The following is a 20,307-nucleotide window of genomic DNA, read 5'->3' as shown; positions in this document are numbered from 1 at the left end:
GGGCGGCGCCCTGACGAGAGGCGACGGGCGCCCCGCTGCCGTGCTACCGTGCCGGCCACGCATGCGCCCTGCCGCAGCACAGGCGGTCAAGGGCACGCACAAGGAGGACCCATGGCTGCAGAACACGTTGTCGAACGCCTCCATGCCCAGGTGAGCGGATCGGGCGAACGCACGATCGTGTTCGTCCACGGCTTCGGGTGCGACCGCTCCATCTGGCGACTGGTGGCGCCGGCCTTCGAGGCCCGCTATCGCGTGGTGGTGTTTGACCAGGCCGGCTGCGGCCGCGCCATCCCCGCCTGGGACGCCAGCCGCCATGCGTCGCTGCAGGGCTACGCCCAGGACCTGCTGGACTTGCTGGCGGCCCTGGACCTGCCGCCGGTGGTGTGCGTGGGCCACTCGGTGGGCAGCGTCGTCATGGCGCTGGCCGCGCACCAGCAGCCCGAGCGCTTTGAACACCTGGTGCACCTGGCGCCGTCGCCCCGCTTCCTGAACGACCCGCCCGACTACGTCGGCGGCTTCGAGCGCGAAGACCTGGACGGCATGTTCCGGCTGATGGAGTCCAACCACTTCGGCTGGGCGGCGCTGCTGGCGCCCATGGCCATGGGCGAGACCAACCCGGTGGAGCTGGTGCGCGAGTTCGAAGGCACGCTGTGCACGCTGGAGCCGCGCATCGCCCGGCAGTTCGCGCGCATCACCTTCCTCGTGGACGTCCGCGCGCAAATGCAGCAGCTGCAGGTGCCCAGCACGCTGGTGCAGTGCATGCGCGACAGCATCGCCCCCGTGGCGGTGGGCCGGTGGCTGCAGCAGCACGTGCCGATGTCCACGCTGCAGGAGCTGGACATCGCCGGCCACTGCCCGCACGTCAGCCACCCGGAGATGACCATCCGGCTGCTGGAGGGCGTGCTGCGTGACGGTGCTCGGCGCTGAGCTGGAGCACCTGCCGGTCGGGCTGTTGCAGCTCGACCGCGACGGGCAGGTGCTGGCGGCCAACCATTGCGTGGCCGACTGGCTGGGCTGCACACCGGCCAAGCTGGCCGGCACACCCCTGGACGCGGTGCTGAGCCGCGCGGGCCGGGTGGTCTATCACACGCACCTGCTGCCCATGTTGAACCTGGGGCGCACGGTGCAGGAGCTGACGCTGGAGCTGCGCAGCCCGGCCGGGCCCGTGCAGGTGCTGGCCTGCGCCAGCCGGCTGCCGCCGCCCGATGAGCGCATGCAGCTGGTGCTGACGCCCATGCGCGAGCGGCTGCGCCTGGAGACGGCGCTGCTGCGCGTGCAGCGCTCGGCCGACGCGGCGCCACTGCTGCTGTTCGAGTACGTGCGCGAGGCCGACGGCCGCGCGTCCATGCCCTATGCCAGCGCGGGCCTGGTGTCGCTGTACGACCTCAGCCCCGAGGCGCTGGAGTTCAGCGACCTGCCCTGGCTCGCCCGCGTGCACGCCGACGATGTGGACGCGCTGCTTGCCGCGCGCGATGAATCAGCCCGGCGGCTGGGCATCTGGCAGGCGCGCTACCGCGTGCGGGCCGCCGGCAACGGCTGGCATTGGCACCAGCTGCGTGCCCAGCCCTATGCGGAGCCCGACCAGCGCACCGTATGGCACGGCATGGTGGTGGACGTGACGCAGCAACACGCCGTCGAGCAGGCCGAGCGAGAGCGCGACACCGCCGAGCGCGCCAGCCGCAGCAAGAGCGAATTCCTGGCGCGCATGAGCCATGAGCTGCGCACACCGTTGAACGCCATCATTGGCTTCTCGCAACTGCTGAGCGAGGAACCGGCCGTCGCCGCAGCGGGCGCCCTGCCGCGGCTGGAAGTCATCCACAACGCGGGCCAGTTGCTGCTGCGCCTGATCGACGATGTGCTGGACATCGCGCGCATCGAGGCCGGCCGGCTGCGCATCGACATGCGCAACCTGCCGCTGCTGCCCAGCCTGCGGCGCGTGGTGCAGGGGCTGGAGCCGGCGATGGCAGCACGGCAGATCCGCGTCGAGCTGCACACCGACGGCCCCGACGCCGACACGCTGCAGGTGCAGGCCGACGAGGGCCGGCTGCACCAGGTGCTCAACAACCTGCTGTCCAACGCCGTCAAGTACAACCGGCCGCGCGGTTGGATCAGGCTCACGGTGCGCGCGCTCGACGGACAGGTGCTGGTGTCGGTGCACGACGACGGCCCCGGCCTGACCGAAGCGCAGCGCAGCCAGCTGTTCCAGCCCTTCAACCGCCTGGGCGCCGAGTACACGCCGACCGAAGGCACGGGGCTCGGGCTGGTGATCTCGCGCAGCCTGGCCGAGAGCATGGGCGGCGCGCTGGACCTCGCGTCCCCCGAGGGCAGCGGCTGCTGCTTCGTGCTGCGGCTGCGCCAGGCGCAGGGCGCCGCGCCGGCCTTGCCGCCGCCGCTGCCGCCAGCCCACGAGCCGGCCCCGCCGCCGCAGGGTGCGGTGGAGGTGCTGTATGTCGAGGACGACCCGGTCAACGTGCTGCTGATGGAGTCCATCCTGATGCGCCGCCCCGGCCTGGCGCTGCGCGTGGCCCGCAGCGGCGCCGACGCGCGCCAGGCCGTGCTGTCGCGCGTGCCCGACCTGCTGCTGCTGGACATGCACCTGCCCGACACCGACGGCATGCAGCTGCTGTTCCAGCTGCGTACCTGCCCGGGCGCGGAGCGCGTGCCGGCGGTGGCCGTGTCGGCCGACGCGATGCCGCAGGACATCGAGCTGGCCATGTCCTGCGGCTTCGACGCCTACTGGACCAAGCCGCTGAACGTGGTGCGGCTGCTCAACGACCTGGACGCCGTGCTGCTGCGCGGCCACGTCACCGCGCCCGCCGCCGACTGACGGCCGCCCGCGGCGGCGGTGCTCAGCGCGCCGCCTTGGCGCGGTACATGGCCTGGTCGGCCCGCTGGAGCACGGCCTCGGGGCTGTCGTCCTGCGGGCCGAACAGCGCCACACCGATGCTGGCCGAGCCTCGATGCTCGACGCAACGCTCGCCGCCAGGCCCGCCGGGCAGGCGCAGGACATAGGGCTGGGCCAGGCGCTCGCGCAGCTTGGCCGCCACGCGCTCGGCCTGGTGCCCGGCCAACTCGGGGTCGGACGGCAGCGGCGTCAGCATCACGACGAACTCGTCGCCGCCCAGGCGCACCACCGAGTCCGACGCCCGCACGGCCGCCTGCAGGCGCTGGGCCACGGCCACCAGCAGCTGGTCGCCGGCCGCGTGGCCGTGGGTGTCGTTCAGCGGCTTGAAGCGGTCCAGGTCCACGAACAGCAGCGCGCCATGCAGGCCGGTGCGCGGCCCCTGGTGGACGGCCATGCGCAGCCGGTCGTCCAGCAGCCGACGGTTGGGCAGGCCGGTCAGCGCGTCCACAAAGGCCAGCTGGCGCACCTGCGCCTCCAGCTCCTTGCGGGTGGTCACGTCGTTGATGTAGTTGATGGTGGCCGGGCGGCCCTGCCAGTCGATCAGCGAGCCGCCCATCTCCAGCCAGCGCACGCCGCGCGCCCGGGTCTTGACGCGGTATTCGTAGCGCATCGGCATGGGCACGCCTTCCAGCCGCTTGCGGTGGTTGCTCTTGAGCAGCTCGTGGTCCTCCTCGAGGATGAAGTCCAGAAAGGGGCGCCCCAACAGCTCTTCCTCGGGGAAGCCCACGAACTCGCACAGGTGGCGGTTGACGAACTTGAAGCACCAGTCCTGCACCACGGCCACGCCTTCGCTGGCGGTCTCACCCAGCTCCAGGTAGCGCCGCTCGCTGTGCTGCAACCGGGCCTCCAGGCGCAACTGCTCGGTGAGGTCGCGGGCCAGCACCCAGCGGCCGGCGGGCTGGCCCAGCGCATCCACCAGCGGGCTCGCATGCAAAGCCACCCAGCGAGGCGGCCGCTCGCGCGCCAGCAGCAGCGCGCGGCCCGCGGCATCGGTGGCGTCGCTCCCGGGCTCCAGCAGCCTGCTCACGGGCTGGCCCAGCAGCGCCTCGGCGGGCCAGCCGCACAGCGGCAGCACCGAGGCCGACACCTCCTGCAGGCAGCCCTGCGCGTCTTCGCGCCACCAGAGCTCGTGGCTGTGCGCCAGCAGGGTCGCGGGCGGGCCATCGGCCAACGACGGGCCGAGCTTGTCAGTCATGAAATCCTCCCTGTCGGCCGCCTGATCTGGCTCGTGGAGGCGAGCTGCCGGGCGTGCGCAATGTCGCGAGAGTGTGCCGCAAGGCGGGCCGCCGGCCGCGGTCGAAGTTGGCGCCCGAGCGGATCCTGGTGTCAGGTCTTGCCCGAATTTCCCTTCACTTTCAACGGGCGTGACCATCGGCCCGCCGCGGCGCATGCGGCTACGCTGCCGGGTTTTTCAACCCGTTGCGCCTCGCCCACCCATGACGACCCGCCCGACCCTGCTCGCCGCGCTGCTGGCCACCGCCTGCGCCGCGTTCGGCCCCTCCCTCGCCCACGCCCAGGCCGCCACCCCGGCCGCCGCCGCGGCGCCCGATGCCCGCTACGTGTGGGACCTGACGCCCATGTTCGCGAACGACGCGGCCTGGGACGCCGAGCGCCTGGCCATCCAGGCCGCGCTGCCCTCGCTGCGCGAACTGCGCAACGGTTTCACCCGCGACGCCGCCAGCCTGCGCCAGGCGCTGGACACGCTGTCCAGCTGGCGCCAGCGCTACAGCCGCGTGGCCGTCTACGCCAGCGCGATGGCCTCCACCGACAACCGCGACGCCCGCAACCAGGAGCGCCAGTCGCTGCTGCGCTCGCTGGGCGGCCAGTGGGGCAGCGCGCTGAGCTGGGTGGACAGCGAGATCCGCCAGCTGGGCGAAGCCAAGGTCAACGCCTGGCTGGCCGCCGAGCCGGGCCTGAAGAAGCACGAGAAGCGCCTGCGCGAGGTGCTGCGCCAGGCCGCGCACCAGCTCACGCCCGAGGCGGAAGGCGCGCTGGCCGCCTTCGGCCCGGTGCTGGGTGCGGCCACCAACTCACGCACGCTGCTGACCACCGTGGACACCGACTGGCCCACGCTGGTGGTGGACGGCAAGACCGAGAAGCTCAACGACATCGGCTACGCCCGGCTGCGCGCCCACCCGGACCGCGCGGTGCGCCAGCAGGTGTTCGAGCGCTTCTTCGGCACCTACGGCCGCCTGGAGAACACGCTGGGCAGCCTGCTGGGCCAGCGCGTCGAGACCGGCGTGGTGAACGCCCGCCTGCGCGGCTACCCGTCCGCCGTCGCGGCCAGCCTGGCGGAGAACGACATCCCCGAGTCCGTCTACCGTACGCTGGTGGCCGAGACCAACAAGGGCCTGCCCACGCTGCACCGCTACCTGAAGCTGCGCCAGCGCCTGCTGGGCCTGCCCGACCTGGCGTATCACGACATCTACCCCGACCTCGTGAAGAGCGAGCGCCGCTACACGCCGGAGGAATCGGGCGACCTGACCGTGGCCGCGACTGCGCCGCTGGGCGCGGACTACCAGCGCCGCCTGCGCGAGGCGCTGGGCGCGAAGACCATGCACGTGTTCCCGGCACCGGGCAAATCCTCCGGCGCGTACCAGAGCGGCGTCTACGGCCTCACGCCGCTGGTGTTCCTGAACCACCAGGGCACGTTCGACAGCCTCAGCACCTTCGCCCACGAGTGGGGCCACGGCATGCACACCGTGCTGGCCAACGCGGCCCAGCCCTTCGAGACGGCCGGCTACCCGCTGTTCCTGGCCGAGATCGCGTCGTTCAGCAACGAGCTGCTGCTGCAGCAACACATGCTGGCCCAGGCCAAGTCACGCGAGGAGCGGCTGTACCTGCTGACCGAGGCCGTCGAGCGCCTGCGCAGCTCCTACTTCCGCCAGACCATGTTCGCCGAGTTCGAACTGGCCACGCACGACGCCCTGCAGCGCGGCGAGCCGCTGACCGGCAAGCGCATGACGGCGATGTACTGCGGCCTGCTGCGCAAGTACCACGGCGCCGACCAGGGCGTGATGAAGATCGACCCCGTGGTCTGCAGCGAGTGGGCCTTCGTGCCGCACTTCCACCGCCCGTTCTACGTCTACCAGTACGCCACCTCCATGGCCGGCGCTGCCTACTTCACCGAGCAGATCCTGCAGAAGAAGCCCGGCATGCCCGAGACCTACCTGTCGGTGCTGCGCTCCGGCGGCAGCGTGCACCCGGTGCCGCGCCTGCGCGCCGCCGGCCTGGACATGGACTCGCCCGCGCCCTACCAGGCCCTGGTGCGCCACATGGACCGGCTGCTGGACGAGATCGAGAAGCTGCTGGCGCAGAAGGCCTGACGGCCGCCGGGCAGGCCCGCCGGCCGGCCCGATTTCGCGCGATCTTCCCGGGTTCGCGGGGCTTGCGCGCGTCGGGCAGGACGGATCGCGGGGGTGGCCGGTACAATCCGGGCATAGATACGCGCAAGACCCCCGGGGTCTTCCCAGCAGCCGCACCGGTCATCCCCTGGCCCGACTCCTGAGCGGCTCGCCACAGCAATCTTGCTGAAGCTCTTGAGTGTTTCTGTCCCGCCCGGCAGCCGCCAGGCGGAGCCCGTCCAATGTCCCCGGCTCGGCCGCCCGCCGCACCGGATCGGGCATTGCCAAAGATCCTGCGTGGCCCCGTGCCGCGCCCGCGCCTACGGAGCCCACTGACTTGGCCAAAGAAGAACTGATCGAAATGCACGGCGTCGTCGACGAAATCCTGCCGGACTCGCGCTTCCGCGTGACGCTGACGAATGGCCACAAGGTCATCGCCTACACCGGCGGCAAGATGCGCAAGCACCACATCCGCATCCTGGCCGGCGACAACGTATCGCTGGAGATGTCGCCCTACGACCTGAGCAAGGGTCGCATCACGTTCCGACACCTGGCCAACCGCGGCCCGGCGCCGACCTCGTCGCGCTGATCCCGCCCGGCTGACCCCGACGCTGCCGCCGTGCCCACACCGGGCCGGCGGCAGTTGTCGTTTGTGGCGGCGCAAGCGCGCTGCGGCACACTCGCGCCCGCACCATGCCTGCGCCTCGCCTGTCCGTCCCGCGCCATCGCTGGCGCCGGGGCCCCCTGCTCCCGCTGCTGCTCGCCCTGCTGCTGGCAGCGCCAGCTCGCGCCGCCGAGCCCGCGCCGGTGCGCGGCTGGCTGCGGTTTGCCGATGGCAACACGCTGTCGGGCGTGCTGCTGGCGCGCGATGCGGCCGGCGGCCGGGTGCGCACCGACCGGTTTGGCGACATCGATTTCCGCGACGCCGAGGCCCGCTTCGAGCCCGCGACACCGCCCGCCGTGGCGACGGCACCGGCGCCGCCCGAGGCCGCGAGGCCGGCGCCGGGCTGGCAGCCGGTGGACCTGTCGGTCGGCGCGTCGGGCTACTGGCAGCAAAAGGACGGTTCGACCACCAGCAACCTCAGCCTGGACCTGGGCGCGACCTGGCGCTCGGCGCGCCACGAGATCCAGGCCACGCTGGCGGCGGACTACAAGGTGGTCGATGACAACGTGGACAACAACGAGCAGAGCGGCAGCCTGCGCTGGCTGCGCGCGCTGCATGGCCCCTGGGTGGGGCTGCTGAGCGTGAACCTGGAGCGCAGCACCTTCGCCCTTGATCCGCTGCCCGACCTGGACTACGTGCTGGTGCAGGCCACAGCCGGCCTGGGCTGGCGGCAGGCCTGGTCGCCGGCCAGCGAGACGCTGCTGGTGCTCAATGCCGACCGCGTGGCGCTGGACGTGCTGAGCCTGCACCGCCGCCTCACGTGGCGGCCGCTGTCGCTGCTGCTGGAGAACCACCTGCGGCTGAGCCCCAGGGTGCGACTGGATCACACGCTGCGCCTGTACCGGTGGCCAGGGGGCGAGACCGGCATCGACAGCGACGCCGAGCTCGGCTACGACCTGACCGACAGCCTGCGCGTGGGCCTGCGCCACGAGCTGCGCCGCAACGCCGTCAACCTGGACGCCGCCCAGTACCGCCGGCTGAGCCTGACGACGCGCGTGTCGTTCTGAGCCCCCCACGGCCGGGCGGCGCCCAGCGCGCCTCCCTTGGGGGGCCAGGCAACGCGCGCGCAGCCCCTCGTTGGCTTGCCGGCATGGGCCGGGAAGGGCCTGCTGATCGGGGTTCACTAAACTCTCGCCCTTTTTCCTCGCGCGCGACCCGTGTGCGCGACCGCCGCCCGCATGCAAGCCTCCCCCCCTTCCACAGCCCCCGAGCCGCTGGCCCGGCTGCTGCTGCAATGGGGCGTCGCGCCGGTGCCGGCCACGCCGGTGGCGCCGCGCCTGGGCGGCTGGCTGGGCTGGGCGGACGCGATCGGGCTGTCGCAGGTGCTGGCCACGCCACCGGCCAGCGGCGTCAACGCCGCGGCGGCCGAGGAGGCGCGCCGCTGGGCGGCGGCCGCGCTGGAGCGCCTGCACAGCGACCTCGCCAACGCCTTCGACGACGCCCTGCTGGCCCGCGACGCCGCCGAGCCCGCGCCCGACGGCGTGTCGCTGGCCGACCTGCTGGCGCCGTTCCGGCTGCACCACGCGCAGCAGCAGCGCCTGATGGCCGCCCGCATCGCCACGCTGCGTGAGCGGCTGCGCCCGCACCTGGCCGACGCCTCGGGCACCGGCATGAGGCTGGCTCAGCTGGATGCCGTGATCGAGCACGCCACACTGGCCGCCGAAAAGCAGGCGCTGGCCGGCCTGGCCACGCTGCTGACGCGCCGCGCCGAGGCCCACCACGCCGCCGATGCGCGCGGCTGGCGCCTCCCCTTCTGGGCCGACCTGCAGCGCCTGCTGCGGGCCGAGCTGGACCTCCGACTCCAACCGGTGCTGGGCCTCATGGACTCCCTTGAGGCGCTGCACCAGGCCGACTCCCCATGAACCGCTTCCTGACCGCCCTCTACCCCCTCGCCCTGGCCGCCGGCCTCGCGGCCATTGCCGGCGCGGCGCTGTCCGCCGCGCGCCACCACCCGGTGGCGTTGGCGATGACGCTGCTGATCGCCGCCTTCTTCGCCGTGGGCGTGTGGGAGCTGACCGCCTTCCGCCGCGCCAGCCGCGCGCTGCGCGAGGCGCTGACGGGCGACGACTTCCCGGCCCGCGTGCCCGCCGCGCTGCAGGCCGCCGTGCAGCAGCGGCTGGACGGCCTGCGCGTCGCGCTGCCGGGCCTGGCCCTGGCGCCCGCGCTGGCCGGTCTGCTGGTGCTGCTGGGCATGCTGGGCACTTTCATCGGCCTGGTGCTGACGCTGGGCAGCACGGCCTCGGCGCTGGGCGCGTCGGCCGACCTCGCCGCGCTGCGCACCGCCCTGGGCGCGCCCGTGCAGGGCCTGGGCCTGGCCTTCAGCGCCAGCGTGGCCGGCGTGGCCGGCTCGGCCATGCTGGGCCTGATGGTGGCGCTGGCACGACGCGAGCGCGCCGCCGCCGTGGCGCTGCTGGACAGCGCACTGCTGGGCCCGCTGCGCCCGCTGACCGCTGCCCACCGCCGCGAGCAGGTCCAGCAGGCCGCCGCTGCTGCCGCCGCCGAGGCCGCGCGCCAGCAGCAGCAGGCGCTGGTGGACCAGCTGCAGCAGTTCGCCCAGCAGGTGGCCTGCCAGCTGGCCGCGCAGAACGACCGCTTCCACACCGACACCCGCGCGGCCTACACCGCGCTGGCCGCCAGCGTGGACGCCACGCTGCGCCAGAGCCTCACCGAGAGCGCCCGCCTGGCCGGCGCCGCCATCCAGCCCGCCGCCAAGGCGGTGATGGCCGGCATCGCCCGCGAGGCCGCCGCGCTGCATGAGCGCGTGGGCACGCAGGTGGGCGAACAACTGGGCACGCTGGCCCAGCGCTTCGAGGCCGGCGCCGAACGCATCGCCCAGCAGGGCGAGGCCGCCGCCACCGCCCAGGCCGACGCGCTGGCCCGCCAGCGCGAGGCCCATGCCCAGCTGCTGGCCGACACCGGCAGCGCCACGCAACAGGCGGTTGATCGCCTGGCCCAGCAGCAGGACGCCGCCGCGCAGACGCTGCTGGCCGCGCTGGCCGAGGCCGCCGGCCGCCAGCAGGCCGCCCAGGCCCAGGCCGATGCCGAGCGCGCCGACGTGCTGCGCCAGCAGGCCGACGCGCTGGCCCAGCAGCGCAGCGCCACCCAGCAGGCGCTGGCCGAGGCGTCCGAGCGGCTGGCCGCGCAGGCGCAGGCCCTGTTCGAGCGCCTGGCCGAGCACCAGGCCCGCCAGCAGGCCGCGCAGGCGGCTCAGGCCGAGCAGGCCCGCGCCGCGCTGTCGGCCGAGCGCCAGGCGCTGGCCGACGAGCGCAGCGCCAACGAACGCCTGCTGGCCGCCCAGCGCGAGGCCGCGCAGGCCTTGCTGGCCGACAGCGGCGCCCGTGCGCAGGACGCGCTGACCGCGCTGACCACCGGCTTCGCGACGCAGACGCAGGACCTGCTGGACCGCATTGCCGACACCCAGACCCGCCACGCCGCGCTGCAGGCCGAGCTGGACGCCCAGGCCCGGGCCGAGGCGCGGGCCGAGGCCGAGGCCCTGGCCGCACAGCGCGAGGCCAACGAGCGCCTGCTGGCCGCCCAGCGCGACGCCGCCCACCAGCTGCTCACCGCCAGCGGCCAGCGGGCGCAGGACGCGCTGGCCGAGCTGACGGCCGGCTTCACCGCGCAGACGCAGGCCGCCATCGCCGCCATCGCCGCCGCCCACAGCCAACTGCAGACGGCCCACGCCAGCCACGACGCCGAGCGCCTGGCCGCCTGGCGCCACGAGCTGCAGGCCGCCGGCGCCACGCAGCTGGCGCAGCAACAGCAGCTGGCCGACGGCCTGCTGCAGCACACGCGCGACCTCGTCGCGCAGACCGAGGCCCAGGCCAAGACCACGCTCAGCGAGGCCGGCGCCCTGCTGCAGGCAGCTGGCGAGGCGCCGCGCGCGGCCGTGGAGGTGGTGGCCGCGCTGCGCGAGCAGCTGGCCCAGAGCCAGGCCCAGGACCGCGCCGCGCTCGCCGAGCGCGCCGAGCTGATGCAGACCGTCTCCACGCTGCTGGCCTCGCTGCAGCAGGCCGCGGGCGAACAGCGCGCCGCGCTGGACGCGCTGCTGGCGGGCGCCGCCGGCCGCATGGACACGCTGGTGGGCGGCACGTCGGCCCAGGTCGGCACGCTGCTGGACGGCGCCGCCGCCAAGGTGGACGCGCTGCTGCAGGGCGCCGCCGGCCAGGTGGAGACGCTGCTGGCCGGCACCGCCACGCAGGTACACACGCTGATGGGCAGCTCTGCCACGCAGCTGGAGAGCCTGGGCCAGCGCTTCACCGAGCAGGCCGGCGCCACCGGCCAGGCGCTGTCGGACGCCGTCACCACGATGGCCGCCAGCGCCGCCGAAATGGGCAGCCTGGGCGAGGGCTTCAGCACGGCGGTCGCGCAGTTCCAGGGCGCCAACGCGCAGCTGGTGCAGCACCTGGCCGCCCTGGAGGAACGCCTGGGCGCCACGCTGACGCGCAGCGACGAGCAGCTGAGCTACTACGTGGCGCAGGCGCGCGAGGTCATCGACCTGTGCCTGGGCTCGCAGAAGGCCGTGCTGGACGCGCTGCAGAACACGGCGGCCACCCATGGATGAGCCGCTGGACCTGGAGCACGACGCCCCGGCCGACGGCCTGAGCGCGCCGGCCTGGGCCGCCTTCGGCGACCTGATGGCCGGCGTGCTGGGTGCCTTCGTGCTGGTGCTGGCCGCCGCGCTGGTGGGCCAGCTGGACCTGGCCCACCAGCTGCAGGCCGAGGTGGCCCAGCGCGAAGCCGAGCAGGCCCGGCGCGAGGCGCTGGAGCAGGCGCTGGCGGGGCCGCTGGCCGAGTCGCTGAAGGCCGGGCTGATCACGCTGGCCGAGGGCCGCATCGGCATCAGCGGCGCGGTGCTGTTCGCCACCGGCTCGGCCGAGCTGCATGGCGACGGCCGGGCCCTGCTCAAGCGGCTCGCAGGGCCGCTGCGCAGCTACCTCGCGCAGCGCGACGAGGCCCTGATGGTCAGCGGCTTCACCGATGACCGCGCCGTGGTGACAGGGCAGTTCGCCGACAACTGGGAGCTGTCGGCCCAGCGCGCGCTGACCGTCATGCGCGTGCTGACCGCCGAGGGCCTGCCGCCAGACGCGGTGTTCGCGGCCGCCTTCGGGCCGCAGCAGCCGGTCGCCTCCAACGACGACGCGGCCGGCCGCGCGCTGAACCGGCGCGTGGAGATCGCCCCCACGCCGCGCCCCCAGCGCGCTGCTGCCGCCTCGGCGCCCGCATCAGCCCCGGCCCGCTGAGCATGGACGACGCGCTGCGCGATCCGCTGACCTGGCTGCAGGCACGCACCGACCTGCTGGCCGGCGACCCGGTGCAGCGGCGCGTGCTGGACGGCCTGGCGCGCCGCGCCGCCGCGCTGCCGCCCGGCGCCCTGCGCGAGCGACTGGTGGACCGGCTGCTGCAGCGCGCCGAAGCCGCGCCGGCCGGCCCGCCGGCCCGCGCCGCCGCCGTCCCCACACCCAGCCCGCTGACCGCGCTGCTGGCGCTGCTGCACAGCCAGGCGCCCGGCGGCGGCGAGCTGCGCACCGTGGCCGCCCACCAGCGCACCTGGCGCCAGCTGCGCACCGCGCAGCGCATGGCCGAGGTCAGCGCGCCGGTGCCCGAGCACCTGGGCCCGCTGAACAGCCAGGTGCTGGTGACGCGCGCGCTGCAGCAACTGCAGGCCCTGGCGCCCGACTACCTGCAGCGCCTGCTGACCCAGCTCGACACGCTGGCCGCACTGGCGCCGCTGCAACCCGCTGCCGACGACAAGCCCACCCGCGGCGCGCGCGCGCCGGCCCGCACGGCGCCGGCCAAGGCGGCCGCCCGCAAGCCGGCGGCGCGCAAGCGCTGAGGGTGGCGGCGGGCGCCGAGCCTGCAAGCAGGCTCAGGCAAACACCAATTGGAACTACGTTCCGAAAATACGAAATTACGTTTCGTTCGGCGCAACACGCCGTTTTGGACATCTCGACCGTCAGCGCCTGACGGGCCGGAGCCGCTGTTCACCTCCCCCGCCTTGCCCTGATCCGTCGCGCGTTGCCCAGACGCCCGCGTGCCGAGCCGCGGCCACGCCCGTGGCCGTGACCTCACACAACAAGCAACGACTGGAGACAAGACATGAACGGATTCCTGATGGCGCGCCGCCTGTGGCGCGGTGTGGTGGCGCTGGCCCTGGTGGCTGCTGCCGGCAGCGCGACGGCCGCGCCCGGCGTGCGCACGGTGCCGGCCTGCACCAAGGTCAACGTCAGCGCCACCATCGACGTGCCTGCAGGCACGACCTGGGACGGCGTGGCCAAGTACGGCAAATGGGTCTGCCTGGTGGGCACCGCGTCCAACATGAAGGGCACGCAGAGCGAGAGCCAGATCCCGATGTTCAAGCTGAACAACGGCGCGACGGTGAAGAACGTGGTCATCGGTGACGGCTCGCTGGGCAGCGGCACCAACCTGGCCGCCGGCGGCGCTGACGGCGTGCATTGCTACGGCGTCTGCAACATCACCAATGTGTACTGGGCCGATGTGGGCGAGGACGGCGCCACGGTGCGCAAGCTCAGCGGCGTGACCAGCAAGCTGACCATCAGCGGCGGCGCGGCCTTCAAGGCGGCCGACAAGCTGTTCCAGCACAACAGCGACGGCACGCTGGTGATCCAGGACTTCTACGCCGACAACATCGGCAAGCTGGCCCGCTCCTGCGGCAACTGCTCCACGCAGTACGCCCGCAAGATCACGGTGACCGGCGTGCGCCTGGGCACGGTGAACTCGTCCGGCGTGGGCGTGAACAGCAGCTACGACAGCAAGTCGGGCATCGCCGGCCAGTACGACGTGGCCACCATCACCGACCTGGTCTACAGCGGCTCCAAGGCCAAGTGCGAAGGCTTTGTGGGCACGGGCTCGGGAAGCGAGCCGGTGAAGGACACCAACGCCAGCAACATCGCCCGCGCCTGCGTGTTCAAGTGAGCGCCCTGCGCCCGCTGGCCTGGGGGCTGGTGGCGGCCAGCGCCGGTCTCGCGGCGCTGGCGCTGCGGCCGGCGCCAGCGCCTGTGCCCACCATGCCTGCGGCCGAGGCGGCGGCGCCGCCGCCGCTGCACGTCTTCAAGCCGGCGCCCGTGGCGGCGCCACAGGCCGCCACCGCCGCGCCGGCCGACCCGGCCCTGGGCCTGCCCGCGCTGCGCGAGCAGCTGGCGCGCGACCCGGCCGCCGCGCTGCCGGCGCTGGAGGCCCTGGCTGCCCGCCAGCCCGCGCTGGCGCTGCCACTGTACGAACAGCTGCTGGCCCACTGGGCCCAGCGGCGCCAGCACCCGCTGGCCGTGCAGGCGCTGGCCCGCGCGCCGCTGGACGCCGACACCCGCGAGCGGCTGCTGCAGCCGCTGCTCGCCCACTGGGCCGAGACCACGCCCGACCAGGCCGCCCGCTGGGCCCAGGCCACGCCGGGCCAGGCCGGCCTGCTGGCGCCGCTGCACGACCGCTGGCTGCAGCAGGATGCGCGCTCGGCCACCGTGTTCGCCAGCATGCTGCCGGCCGGTGAGACGCGCGGCGCGCTGCTGGCCGACGGCTGGGCGCGCTGGGCCGCGCAGGACGGCCCGGCCGCGCGCGACTGGCTGCGCTCGCAAGGCCCGCAACCCGCGCTGGACGAGGCCCTGGCCCGGCACGCCAGCGGCGACGAACTGGCCCGCCATGCGCCGCTGGAGGCGCTGGACCTGGTGGCCCGCATTGCCGACCCCGACCGCCGCCGCCACGCCTGGCAGGCCCTGGCGCAAAGCCTGCACGACATCGACCCCGCCCAGGTGGCACCGCTGCTGGCCCGCGCGCCGGGGCTGTGGCCCGCCGAGCAGGCGCAGCTGCTGGCCGGGCTGCATTGAGCGCCCGAGGCTGCGGCCCGGCCATCACCTGCGCTCATACCCACCCGGCCGGCGCGCATGGCTGCTGCGGGCCGGCCCGGGTCCGGGCAGGCGGTGGGCACTGCAACAATCCAGCCCCATGACCGCCCCCTCCCGCGTCCTTGCCGCCGCGCTGGCCCTGCTGCTGGCCGCCTGCGCCAGCCCGCCGCCCTCGCCCTCCGCGCCCGCCCAGACCGGCGCCGCCACCCCCGCCACGCTGCCCCCGCCGCTGCGCAGCGCCAGCGGCGAGATTCGCGCGCCGCAGATCGACCGCAGCCACACGTCGCAGAACCAGGACAGTCGCAGCCTCTTCATCGTGCTGCACTACACGGTGCTGGACTGGGAGAAGTCGCTGCGCGTGCTGACCACCGGCGGCCAGGTCTCCAGCCACTACCTGGTGCGTGACAACCCGGCCATCAGCTACGCGCTGGTGGACGAGAACCGCCGCAGCTGGCACGCGGGCGCCAGCTTCTGGGCCGGGCACAGCAACCTGAATTCCTCGTCCATCGGCATCGAGATCGTCAACGCCGGCTACGTGGACGGCCCGGGCGGCCGCGTCTACGCGCCCTTCCCGCAGGCGCAGATCGACGAGGTCATCGCGCTGGTGCGCGACATCCAGAAGCGCCACAACGTGCGCCCCGAACGCATCATCGGCCACGCCGACATCGCGCCCGGCCGCAAGCAGGACCCCGGCCCCAACTTCCCGTGGAAGCAGTTGGCCGACGCCGGGCTGATCCCCTGGCCGGACGGCCCCGCCGTGCTCGTGAAGACGCTGGAGCACGAGGTGGCGCCGCGTGACGTGGCGTGGCTGCAGGAGCGGCTGACGCGAATCGGCTACAACGTGTCGCGCTCGGGCCAGATGGACACGCTGACCAAGGAAGTGGTGTCCACCTTCCAGATGAAGTACCGGCCGCGCGACATCTCCGGCACCGTGGACGCCGAGACGGCCGCGCTCATCGACGTGGCCGCCACGCCCGCGCTGATGCGCGTGAAGGGCGCGGGCGAGGGCGAGACACGCCCCTACACCTCGCGCTGGTGATGCTGGGCTTTCTGCTCAAGCGCCTGGCCACGCTGGTGCCGACGCTGATCGGCATCACGCTGGTCGCGTTCGGCCTGATCCGCCTGGTGCCCGGCGACCCCATCGAGGTCATGATGGGCGAGCGCCAGCTCGACGCCGAGACCCACGCCGCCCTGGTCAAGCGCATGGGGCTGGACCAGCCGCTGCCCGTGCAGTACGCGGACTACGTGGGCAAGCTTTTGCGCGGTGACCTGGGCGAGAGCCTGGTCAGCCGTGAGCCGGTGGCCAGGGAGTTCGTCGCGCTGTTCCCGGCCACCGTCGAGCTGGCCGCGGCCGCGCTGATCTTCGCGGTCAGCCTGGGCCTGCTGCTGGGCGTCAGCGCGGGCCTCAAGCGCGGCTCGCTGCTGGACCAGGGCGTCATGGGCACGGCCACCATCGGCTACTCCATGCCGGTGTTCTGGTGGGGGCTGATCCTCATCATGTTCTTCAGCGTGCAGCTGGGCTGGACGCCGGTGAGCGGCCGCATCGGCATCGAGTTCGACCCGCCACGCGTGACCGGCTTCATGCTGATCGACGCGGCGCTGAGCGACGAGGAAGGCGCCTTCAAGTCAGCACTGATGCACCTCATCTTGCCGGCGCTGGTGCTGGGCACGAGCACGCTGGCCGTCGTCGCACGCATGACGCGCTCGTCGATGCTGGAGGTGCTGCGCGAGGACTATGTGCGCACAGCCCGCGCCAAGGGCCTGTCGCCCACGCGCGTGGTCGTCGTGCATGCGCTGCGCAACGCATTGATCCCGGTGCTGACGGTGGTGGGCCTGCAGACCGGCAGCCTGCTGGCCGGTGCGGTGCTGACCGAGACCATCTTCAGCTGGCCCGGCATCGGCAAATGGCTGATCGACTCCATCGCGCGGCGCGACTATCCCGTCGTGCAGGCCGGCATCCTGATCTCGGCGCTGACCTTCATCGGCGTGAACCTGGTGGTGGACGTGCTGTACGGCGTGGTGAACCCGCGCATCCGCGGAGGTGGCCACTGATGAGCACCCTGGTGACCGAAGCACACCCGCCCGGCCCGCTGCGCGAGTTCTGGCAGGGCTTCACCGCCAACCGCGGCGCCTTTGCCGCGCTGGTGGTGTTCGCGCTGATCGCCGGGGCGTCGCTGTTCGCGCCGCTGATCGCGCCACATGACCCCATCGAGCAGTACCGCGACCACATGCTGACGCCGCCCGTCTGGGCCGAGGGCGGCAGCACACGCTTTCTGCTGGGCACTGACGAGCTGGGCCGCGACATGCTGAGCCGCTTGCTGCACGGCGGCCGCGTGTCGCTGGGCATCGGCCTGGCGGCGGTGGCGCTGTCGCTCCTGCCAGGCGTGCTGTTGGGGCTGCTGGCAGCGTTCTTCCAGCGCTGGTTGTCGCCAGCCATCATGCGCGTGATGGACATCGTGCTGGCGCTGCCGGCGCTGCTGCTGGCCATCTGCGTCATCACCATCCTGGGCCCCGGCCTCGTCAACACGGTCATCGCCATCGCCATCGGCGCGCTGCCGGGCTATGTGCGGCTGACGCGCGCCGCCGCGCTGGCCGAGATCGGCCGCGACTACGTGACCGCCAGCCGCGTGGCCGGTGCCGGTGTGTGGCGGCTGATGTTCATCACCGTGCTGCCCAACTGCATGGCGCCGTTGATCGTCAACGCGACTTTGAGCTTTTCATCGGCCATCTTGGAGACGGCCGGCCTGGGCTTCCTGGGCCTGGGCGTTCAGGCGCCCACGCCGGAGTGGGGCACGATGTTGTCGGCGGCGCGGGACTACATCACACGGGCGCCGTGGGTCGTGACGCTGCCGGGGCTGACCATCCTCGTGACGGTGTTGGCCATCAACCTGATGGGGGATGGGCTGCGGGATGCGCTCGATCCGAAGTTGAAGAAGGTGGCGTGATGGAGGTTGCCTGCGGCGCTTCGATGCTTCTGCGTGGGTTTGGCTTGGTAGCCAGGCCCAGCCGGGAATTCGCCCCGGCGGGCGACCTACTTTCTGGCCCGCCAGAAAGTAGGCAAAGAGCGGCCCCTGCAAAACCGCCCACCCTGCGGGTGGGTGCCCTGCGATGCTCGAAGCCCGGGGCCGCGCCCAACTCACTTCGCTCACTGCGTTCGCTACGTTCAGACAAAGGGGCGCGAAGTCAGATGTTGATGCGCGCTGCGCGCGCGCCCCGGGCTTCTGCGCTTCTCGGCGGTTTAGAAGGGGAGACCCCGAAACAGCCAAACAGCCGAAACAGCCAACCGCCAAACGCACCCGCCGGCTGGCGCCGGCTGTTCCTGCTGTCCCCCCTGGAGCCCGCCGAGCAGCGCAAGGGCTTGAGGGCGCGCGCGCAGCGCGCTTCAAGCTCTGACTCCGCGCAACTGTTTGAGCGCAGCGTAGCGAAGCGAGTTTTGCGCGGGCCCTCAAGGCCTGAGCAGCGCAGGGCAGCCCGCAGGGCCGGGCGGTTCGGGGGGCGACTTTTTGCCTACTTTTTGGTCGCTCAAAAAGTAGGTCGCCCGCCGGGGCGAACTCCCGGCACGGTGCACCGAACGCAAAGGCTCCAGGCAAGAGCAACCCACAAACCATGAGCCTGCTCACCCTCCGCAACCTCCGCGTCACCTTCGGCGCCTTCCCCGCCGTCGACGGCGTCGACCTGCAACTGGACCCAGGCGAACTGCTGGGCATCGTCGGTGAATCCGGCTCCGGCAAGTCCGTCACCATGCTCGCGCTGATGGGCCTCATCGACGCGCCGGGCCGCGTCACGGCCGACGCGATCGAGTTCCAAGGCCAGGACCTGCTGAAGCTCAGCCCGCGCGACCGCCGCCGCCTCATCGGCCGCGACGTGGCCATGGTGTTCCAGGACGCGCTGACCAGCCTCAACCCCAGCTACACCGTCGGCGCGCAGATCGCCGAGGTGCTCAAGACTCACCTCGGCCTTGGCAGCAAGGCGGCCCGGCAGCGCGTCGTCGAACTGCTGGAGCTGGTCGAGATCCCCGACGCCGCCAACCGCGCCAGTGCCTACCCACACCAGCTCTCCGGCGGCATGAACCAGCGCGTGATGATCGCGATGGCCATCGCCTGCGGCCCCAAGCTGCTGATCGCCGACGAGCCCACCACGGCGCTGGACGTGACCATCCAGGCCCAGATCATGGCGCTGCTGCTGAAGCTGCAGCGCGAGCAGGGCATGGGGCTGATCATGATCACGCACGACCTCGCGGTGGTGGCCGAGATGGCCCAGCGCGTGGCCGTGATGTATGCCGGCCAGATCGTCGAGACCGGCCCGGTGCCGGCGCTGTTCGAGGCGCCGCGCCACCCGTACACGAACGCGCTGCTGGCCGCGATCCCCGAGCACAGCGCGGGCGCCCGGCGCCTGTCCGCCCTGCCCGGCATCGTGCCCGGCGCGCTGGACCGCCCCACCGGCTGCCTGCTCAGCCCGCGCTGCCCGCGCGTGCAGGCCCGCTGCCACGCCGAGCGCCCGGCGCTGCAGGCCGGCGTGCGCTGCTTCTTCCCGGTGGATGCCGCGGTGGAGGCCGCATGACCGAACTCCTGCTCGAAGCCACCGACCTGGCGCGCCACTACAGCGTCAGCCGCGGCCTGTTCCGCCCCAAGGCCACCGTGAAGGCGCTCAACGGCGTGAGCTTCACGCTGGCGCCGAAGAAGACGCTGGCCGTCGTCGGCGAGTCCGGCTGCGGCAAGAGCACGCTGGCGCGGCAGCTGACGCTGATCGAGCCGCCCACGCGGGGTTCACTCAAGATCCGCGGCACGGATGCCGCCACGGCCGACAAGGCCACGCTGCAGGCGCTGCGCCGCGACGTGCAGATGGTGTTCCAGAACCCGTTCGCGTCGCTGAACCCGCGCAAGACCATCGCGACGACGCTGGCCGAGCCGCTGCTGATCAACACGCCGCTGTCGGCCGCCGAGCGCCAGGAGCGCGTCGAGGCGCTGGCGGCCAAGGTGGGCCTGCGCCCCGAGCATCTGCGCCGTTATCCCCACATGTTCTCGGGCGGCCAGCGGCAGCGCATCGCGATCGCGCGGGCCATGGTGCTGAACCCCGGCATCGTGGTTGCGGACGAGCCGGTCAGCGCGCTGGACGTGTCCATCCAGGCCCAGATCCTGAACCTGTTCATGGACCTGCAGGACGAGTTCGGCACCGGCTATGTGTTCATCTCGCACAACCTGTCGGTGGTGCAGCATGTGGCCGACGAGGTGATGGTGATGTACCTCGGCGCGGCCGTGGAGGTGGGGCCCAAGGTGACGCTGTTCGCGCGCCCGCTGCACCCCTACACGCGGGCGCTGATGAGCGCCACCCCGGCGCTGCGCGCGGCCGACCGGCGCGAGCACATCGTCATCCACGGCGAGCTGCCCAGCCCGCTGAACCCGCCCTCGGGCTGCAGCTTCCACAAGCGCTGCCCGCTGGCCACCGCGCGCTGCGCCGAGGAGGCGCCCGCGCTGCGCGAACTCGACGGCCGGCGCGTGGCCTGCCACACCCTATAACCGCCGCACATGCCCGGCGCCC

Annotated in this window: 17 protein-coding genes; 16 read left to right on the top strand and 1 reads right to left on the bottom strand. The window is 73.0% G+C overall.

Features of this window, described 5'->3' with window-relative positions:
- Positions 1–111 precede the first annotated feature (111 nt).
- Together NYO99_RS08185 and NYO99_RS08180 are read left to right on the top strand one after the other, a co-directional pair.
- A complete protein-coding gene (locus NYO99_RS08185) occupies positions 112–927 on the top strand; it encodes an alpha/beta fold hydrolase (RefSeq protein ID WP_268166673.1) in 816 nt (271 codons plus the stop codon).
- Entirely contained in the window at positions 908–2,827 is a 1,920-nt protein-coding gene (locus NYO99_RS08180; protein WP_268166672.1) for an ATP-binding protein, read from the top strand. The genes NYO99_RS08185 and NYO99_RS08180 overlap by 20 nt, the downstream gene beginning before the upstream one ends.
- Before the next feature lie 22 nt (positions 2,828–2,849).
- On the opposite strand, the gene NYO99_RS08175 is transcribed toward NYO99_RS08180, so the two are convergent.
- Positions 2,850–4,100, bottom strand: a complete 1,251-nt coding sequence (locus NYO99_RS08175; protein WP_268166671.1) for a diguanylate cyclase domain-containing protein — start codon at positions 4,098–4,100, stop codon at positions 2,850–2,852.
- A gap of 241 nt (positions 4,101–4,341) precedes the next feature.
- Between NYO99_RS08175 and NYO99_RS08170 the strand changes: the two genes are divergently transcribed.
- From NYO99_RS08170 to NYO99_RS08105, 14 genes are all read left to right on the top strand, one after another.
- On the top strand, positions 4,342–6,231 hold the full coding sequence (locus tag NYO99_RS08170) for a M3 family oligoendopeptidase (protein ID WP_268166670.1): 1,890 nt from the start codon (positions 4,342–4,344) through the stop codon (positions 6,229–6,231).
- Positions 6,232–6,586: 355 nt separating this feature from the next.
- Positions 6,587–6,838 (top strand): translation initiation factor IF-1, encoded by a 252-nt coding sequence (gene infA / locus NYO99_RS08165; RefSeq protein WP_268166668.1) that lies wholly within the window; start codon positions 6,587–6,589, stop codon positions 6,836–6,838.
- Positions 6,839–6,942: 104 nt separating this feature from the next.
- Positions 6,943–7,920: a DUF481 domain-containing protein gene (locus tag NYO99_RS08160; RefSeq protein WP_268166667.1), complete on the top strand. Its 978-nt coding sequence runs from the start codon at positions 6,943–6,945 to the stop codon at positions 7,918–7,920.
- A 171-nt stretch (positions 7,921–8,091) separates the two neighbouring features.
- Entirely contained in the window at positions 8,092–8,775 is a 684-nt protein-coding gene (locus NYO99_RS08155; protein WP_268166666.1) for a DUF3348 family protein, read from the top strand.
- Positions 8,772–11,477, top strand: a complete 2,706-nt coding sequence (locus tag NYO99_RS08150; RefSeq protein WP_268166665.1) for a coiled-coil domain-containing protein — start codon at positions 8,772–8,774, stop codon at positions 11,475–11,477. Before NYO99_RS08155 ends, NYO99_RS08150 begins: the two co-directional genes overlap by 4 nt.
- The gene (locus NYO99_RS08145; RefSeq protein WP_268166664.1) at positions 11,470–12,156 is read left to right on the top strand and encodes an OmpA family protein; all 687 of its coding nucleotides are present in this window, start codon (positions 11,470–11,472) and stop codon (positions 12,154–12,156) included. Before NYO99_RS08150 ends, NYO99_RS08145 begins: the two co-directional genes overlap by 8 nt.
- Positions 12,157–12,158: 2 nt before the next feature.
- Positions 12,159–12,749 (top strand): DUF2894 domain-containing protein, encoded by a 591-nt coding sequence (locus tag NYO99_RS08140; protein WP_268166663.1) that lies wholly within the window; start codon positions 12,159–12,161, stop codon positions 12,747–12,749.
- Positions 12,750–13,012: 263 nt separating this feature from the next.
- The gene (locus tag NYO99_RS08135; protein ID WP_268166662.1) at positions 13,013–13,849 is read left to right on the top strand and encodes a pectate lyase; all 837 of its coding nucleotides are present in this window, start codon (positions 13,013–13,015) and stop codon (positions 13,847–13,849) included.
- A complete protein-coding gene (locus NYO99_RS08130) occupies positions 13,846–14,751 on the top strand; it encodes a hypothetical protein (protein WP_268166661.1) in 906 nt (301 codons plus the stop codon). Before NYO99_RS08135 ends, NYO99_RS08130 begins: the two co-directional genes overlap by 4 nt.
- A 118-nt stretch (positions 14,752–14,869) precedes the next feature.
- Positions 14,870–15,808, top strand: coding sequence for an N-acetylmuramoyl-L-alanine amidase (locus NYO99_RS08125; RefSeq protein ID WP_268166660.1), 939 nt, complete (start codon positions 14,870–14,872; stop codon positions 15,806–15,808).
- On the top strand, positions 15,808–16,821 hold the full coding sequence (locus tag NYO99_RS08120; RefSeq protein ID WP_268166659.1) for an ABC transporter permease: 1,014 nt from the start codon (positions 15,808–15,810) through the stop codon (positions 16,819–16,821). Before NYO99_RS08125 ends, NYO99_RS08120 begins: the two co-directional genes overlap by 1 nt.
- Positions 16,821–17,714 (top strand): ABC transporter permease subunit, encoded by an 894-nt coding sequence (locus tag NYO99_RS08115; RefSeq protein ID WP_268166658.1) that lies wholly within the window; start codon positions 16,821–16,823, stop codon positions 17,712–17,714. The genes NYO99_RS08120 and NYO99_RS08115 overlap by 1 nt, the downstream gene beginning before the upstream one ends.
- Before the next feature lie 661 nt (positions 17,715–18,375).
- Positions 18,376–19,329: an ABC transporter ATP-binding protein gene (locus tag NYO99_RS08110; protein ID WP_268166656.1), complete on the top strand. Its 954-nt coding sequence runs from the start codon at positions 18,376–18,378 to the stop codon at positions 19,327–19,329.
- On the top strand, positions 19,326–20,285 hold the full coding sequence (locus NYO99_RS08105; RefSeq protein WP_268166655.1) for a peptide ABC transporter ATP-binding protein: 960 nt from the start codon (positions 19,326–19,328) through the stop codon (positions 20,283–20,285). Before NYO99_RS08110 ends, NYO99_RS08105 begins: the two co-directional genes overlap by 4 nt.
- The last annotated feature ends 22 nt before the right edge of the window (positions 20,286–20,307 follow it).

It is taken from the genome of Roseateles hydrophilus (genome assembly GCF_026712245.1).
Classification (GTDB): domain Bacteria; phylum Pseudomonadota; class Gammaproteobacteria; order Burkholderiales; family Burkholderiaceae_C; genus Pelomonas; species Pelomonas hydrophilus.
This window is presented reverse-complemented; position numbering and strand designations above follow the sequence as displayed.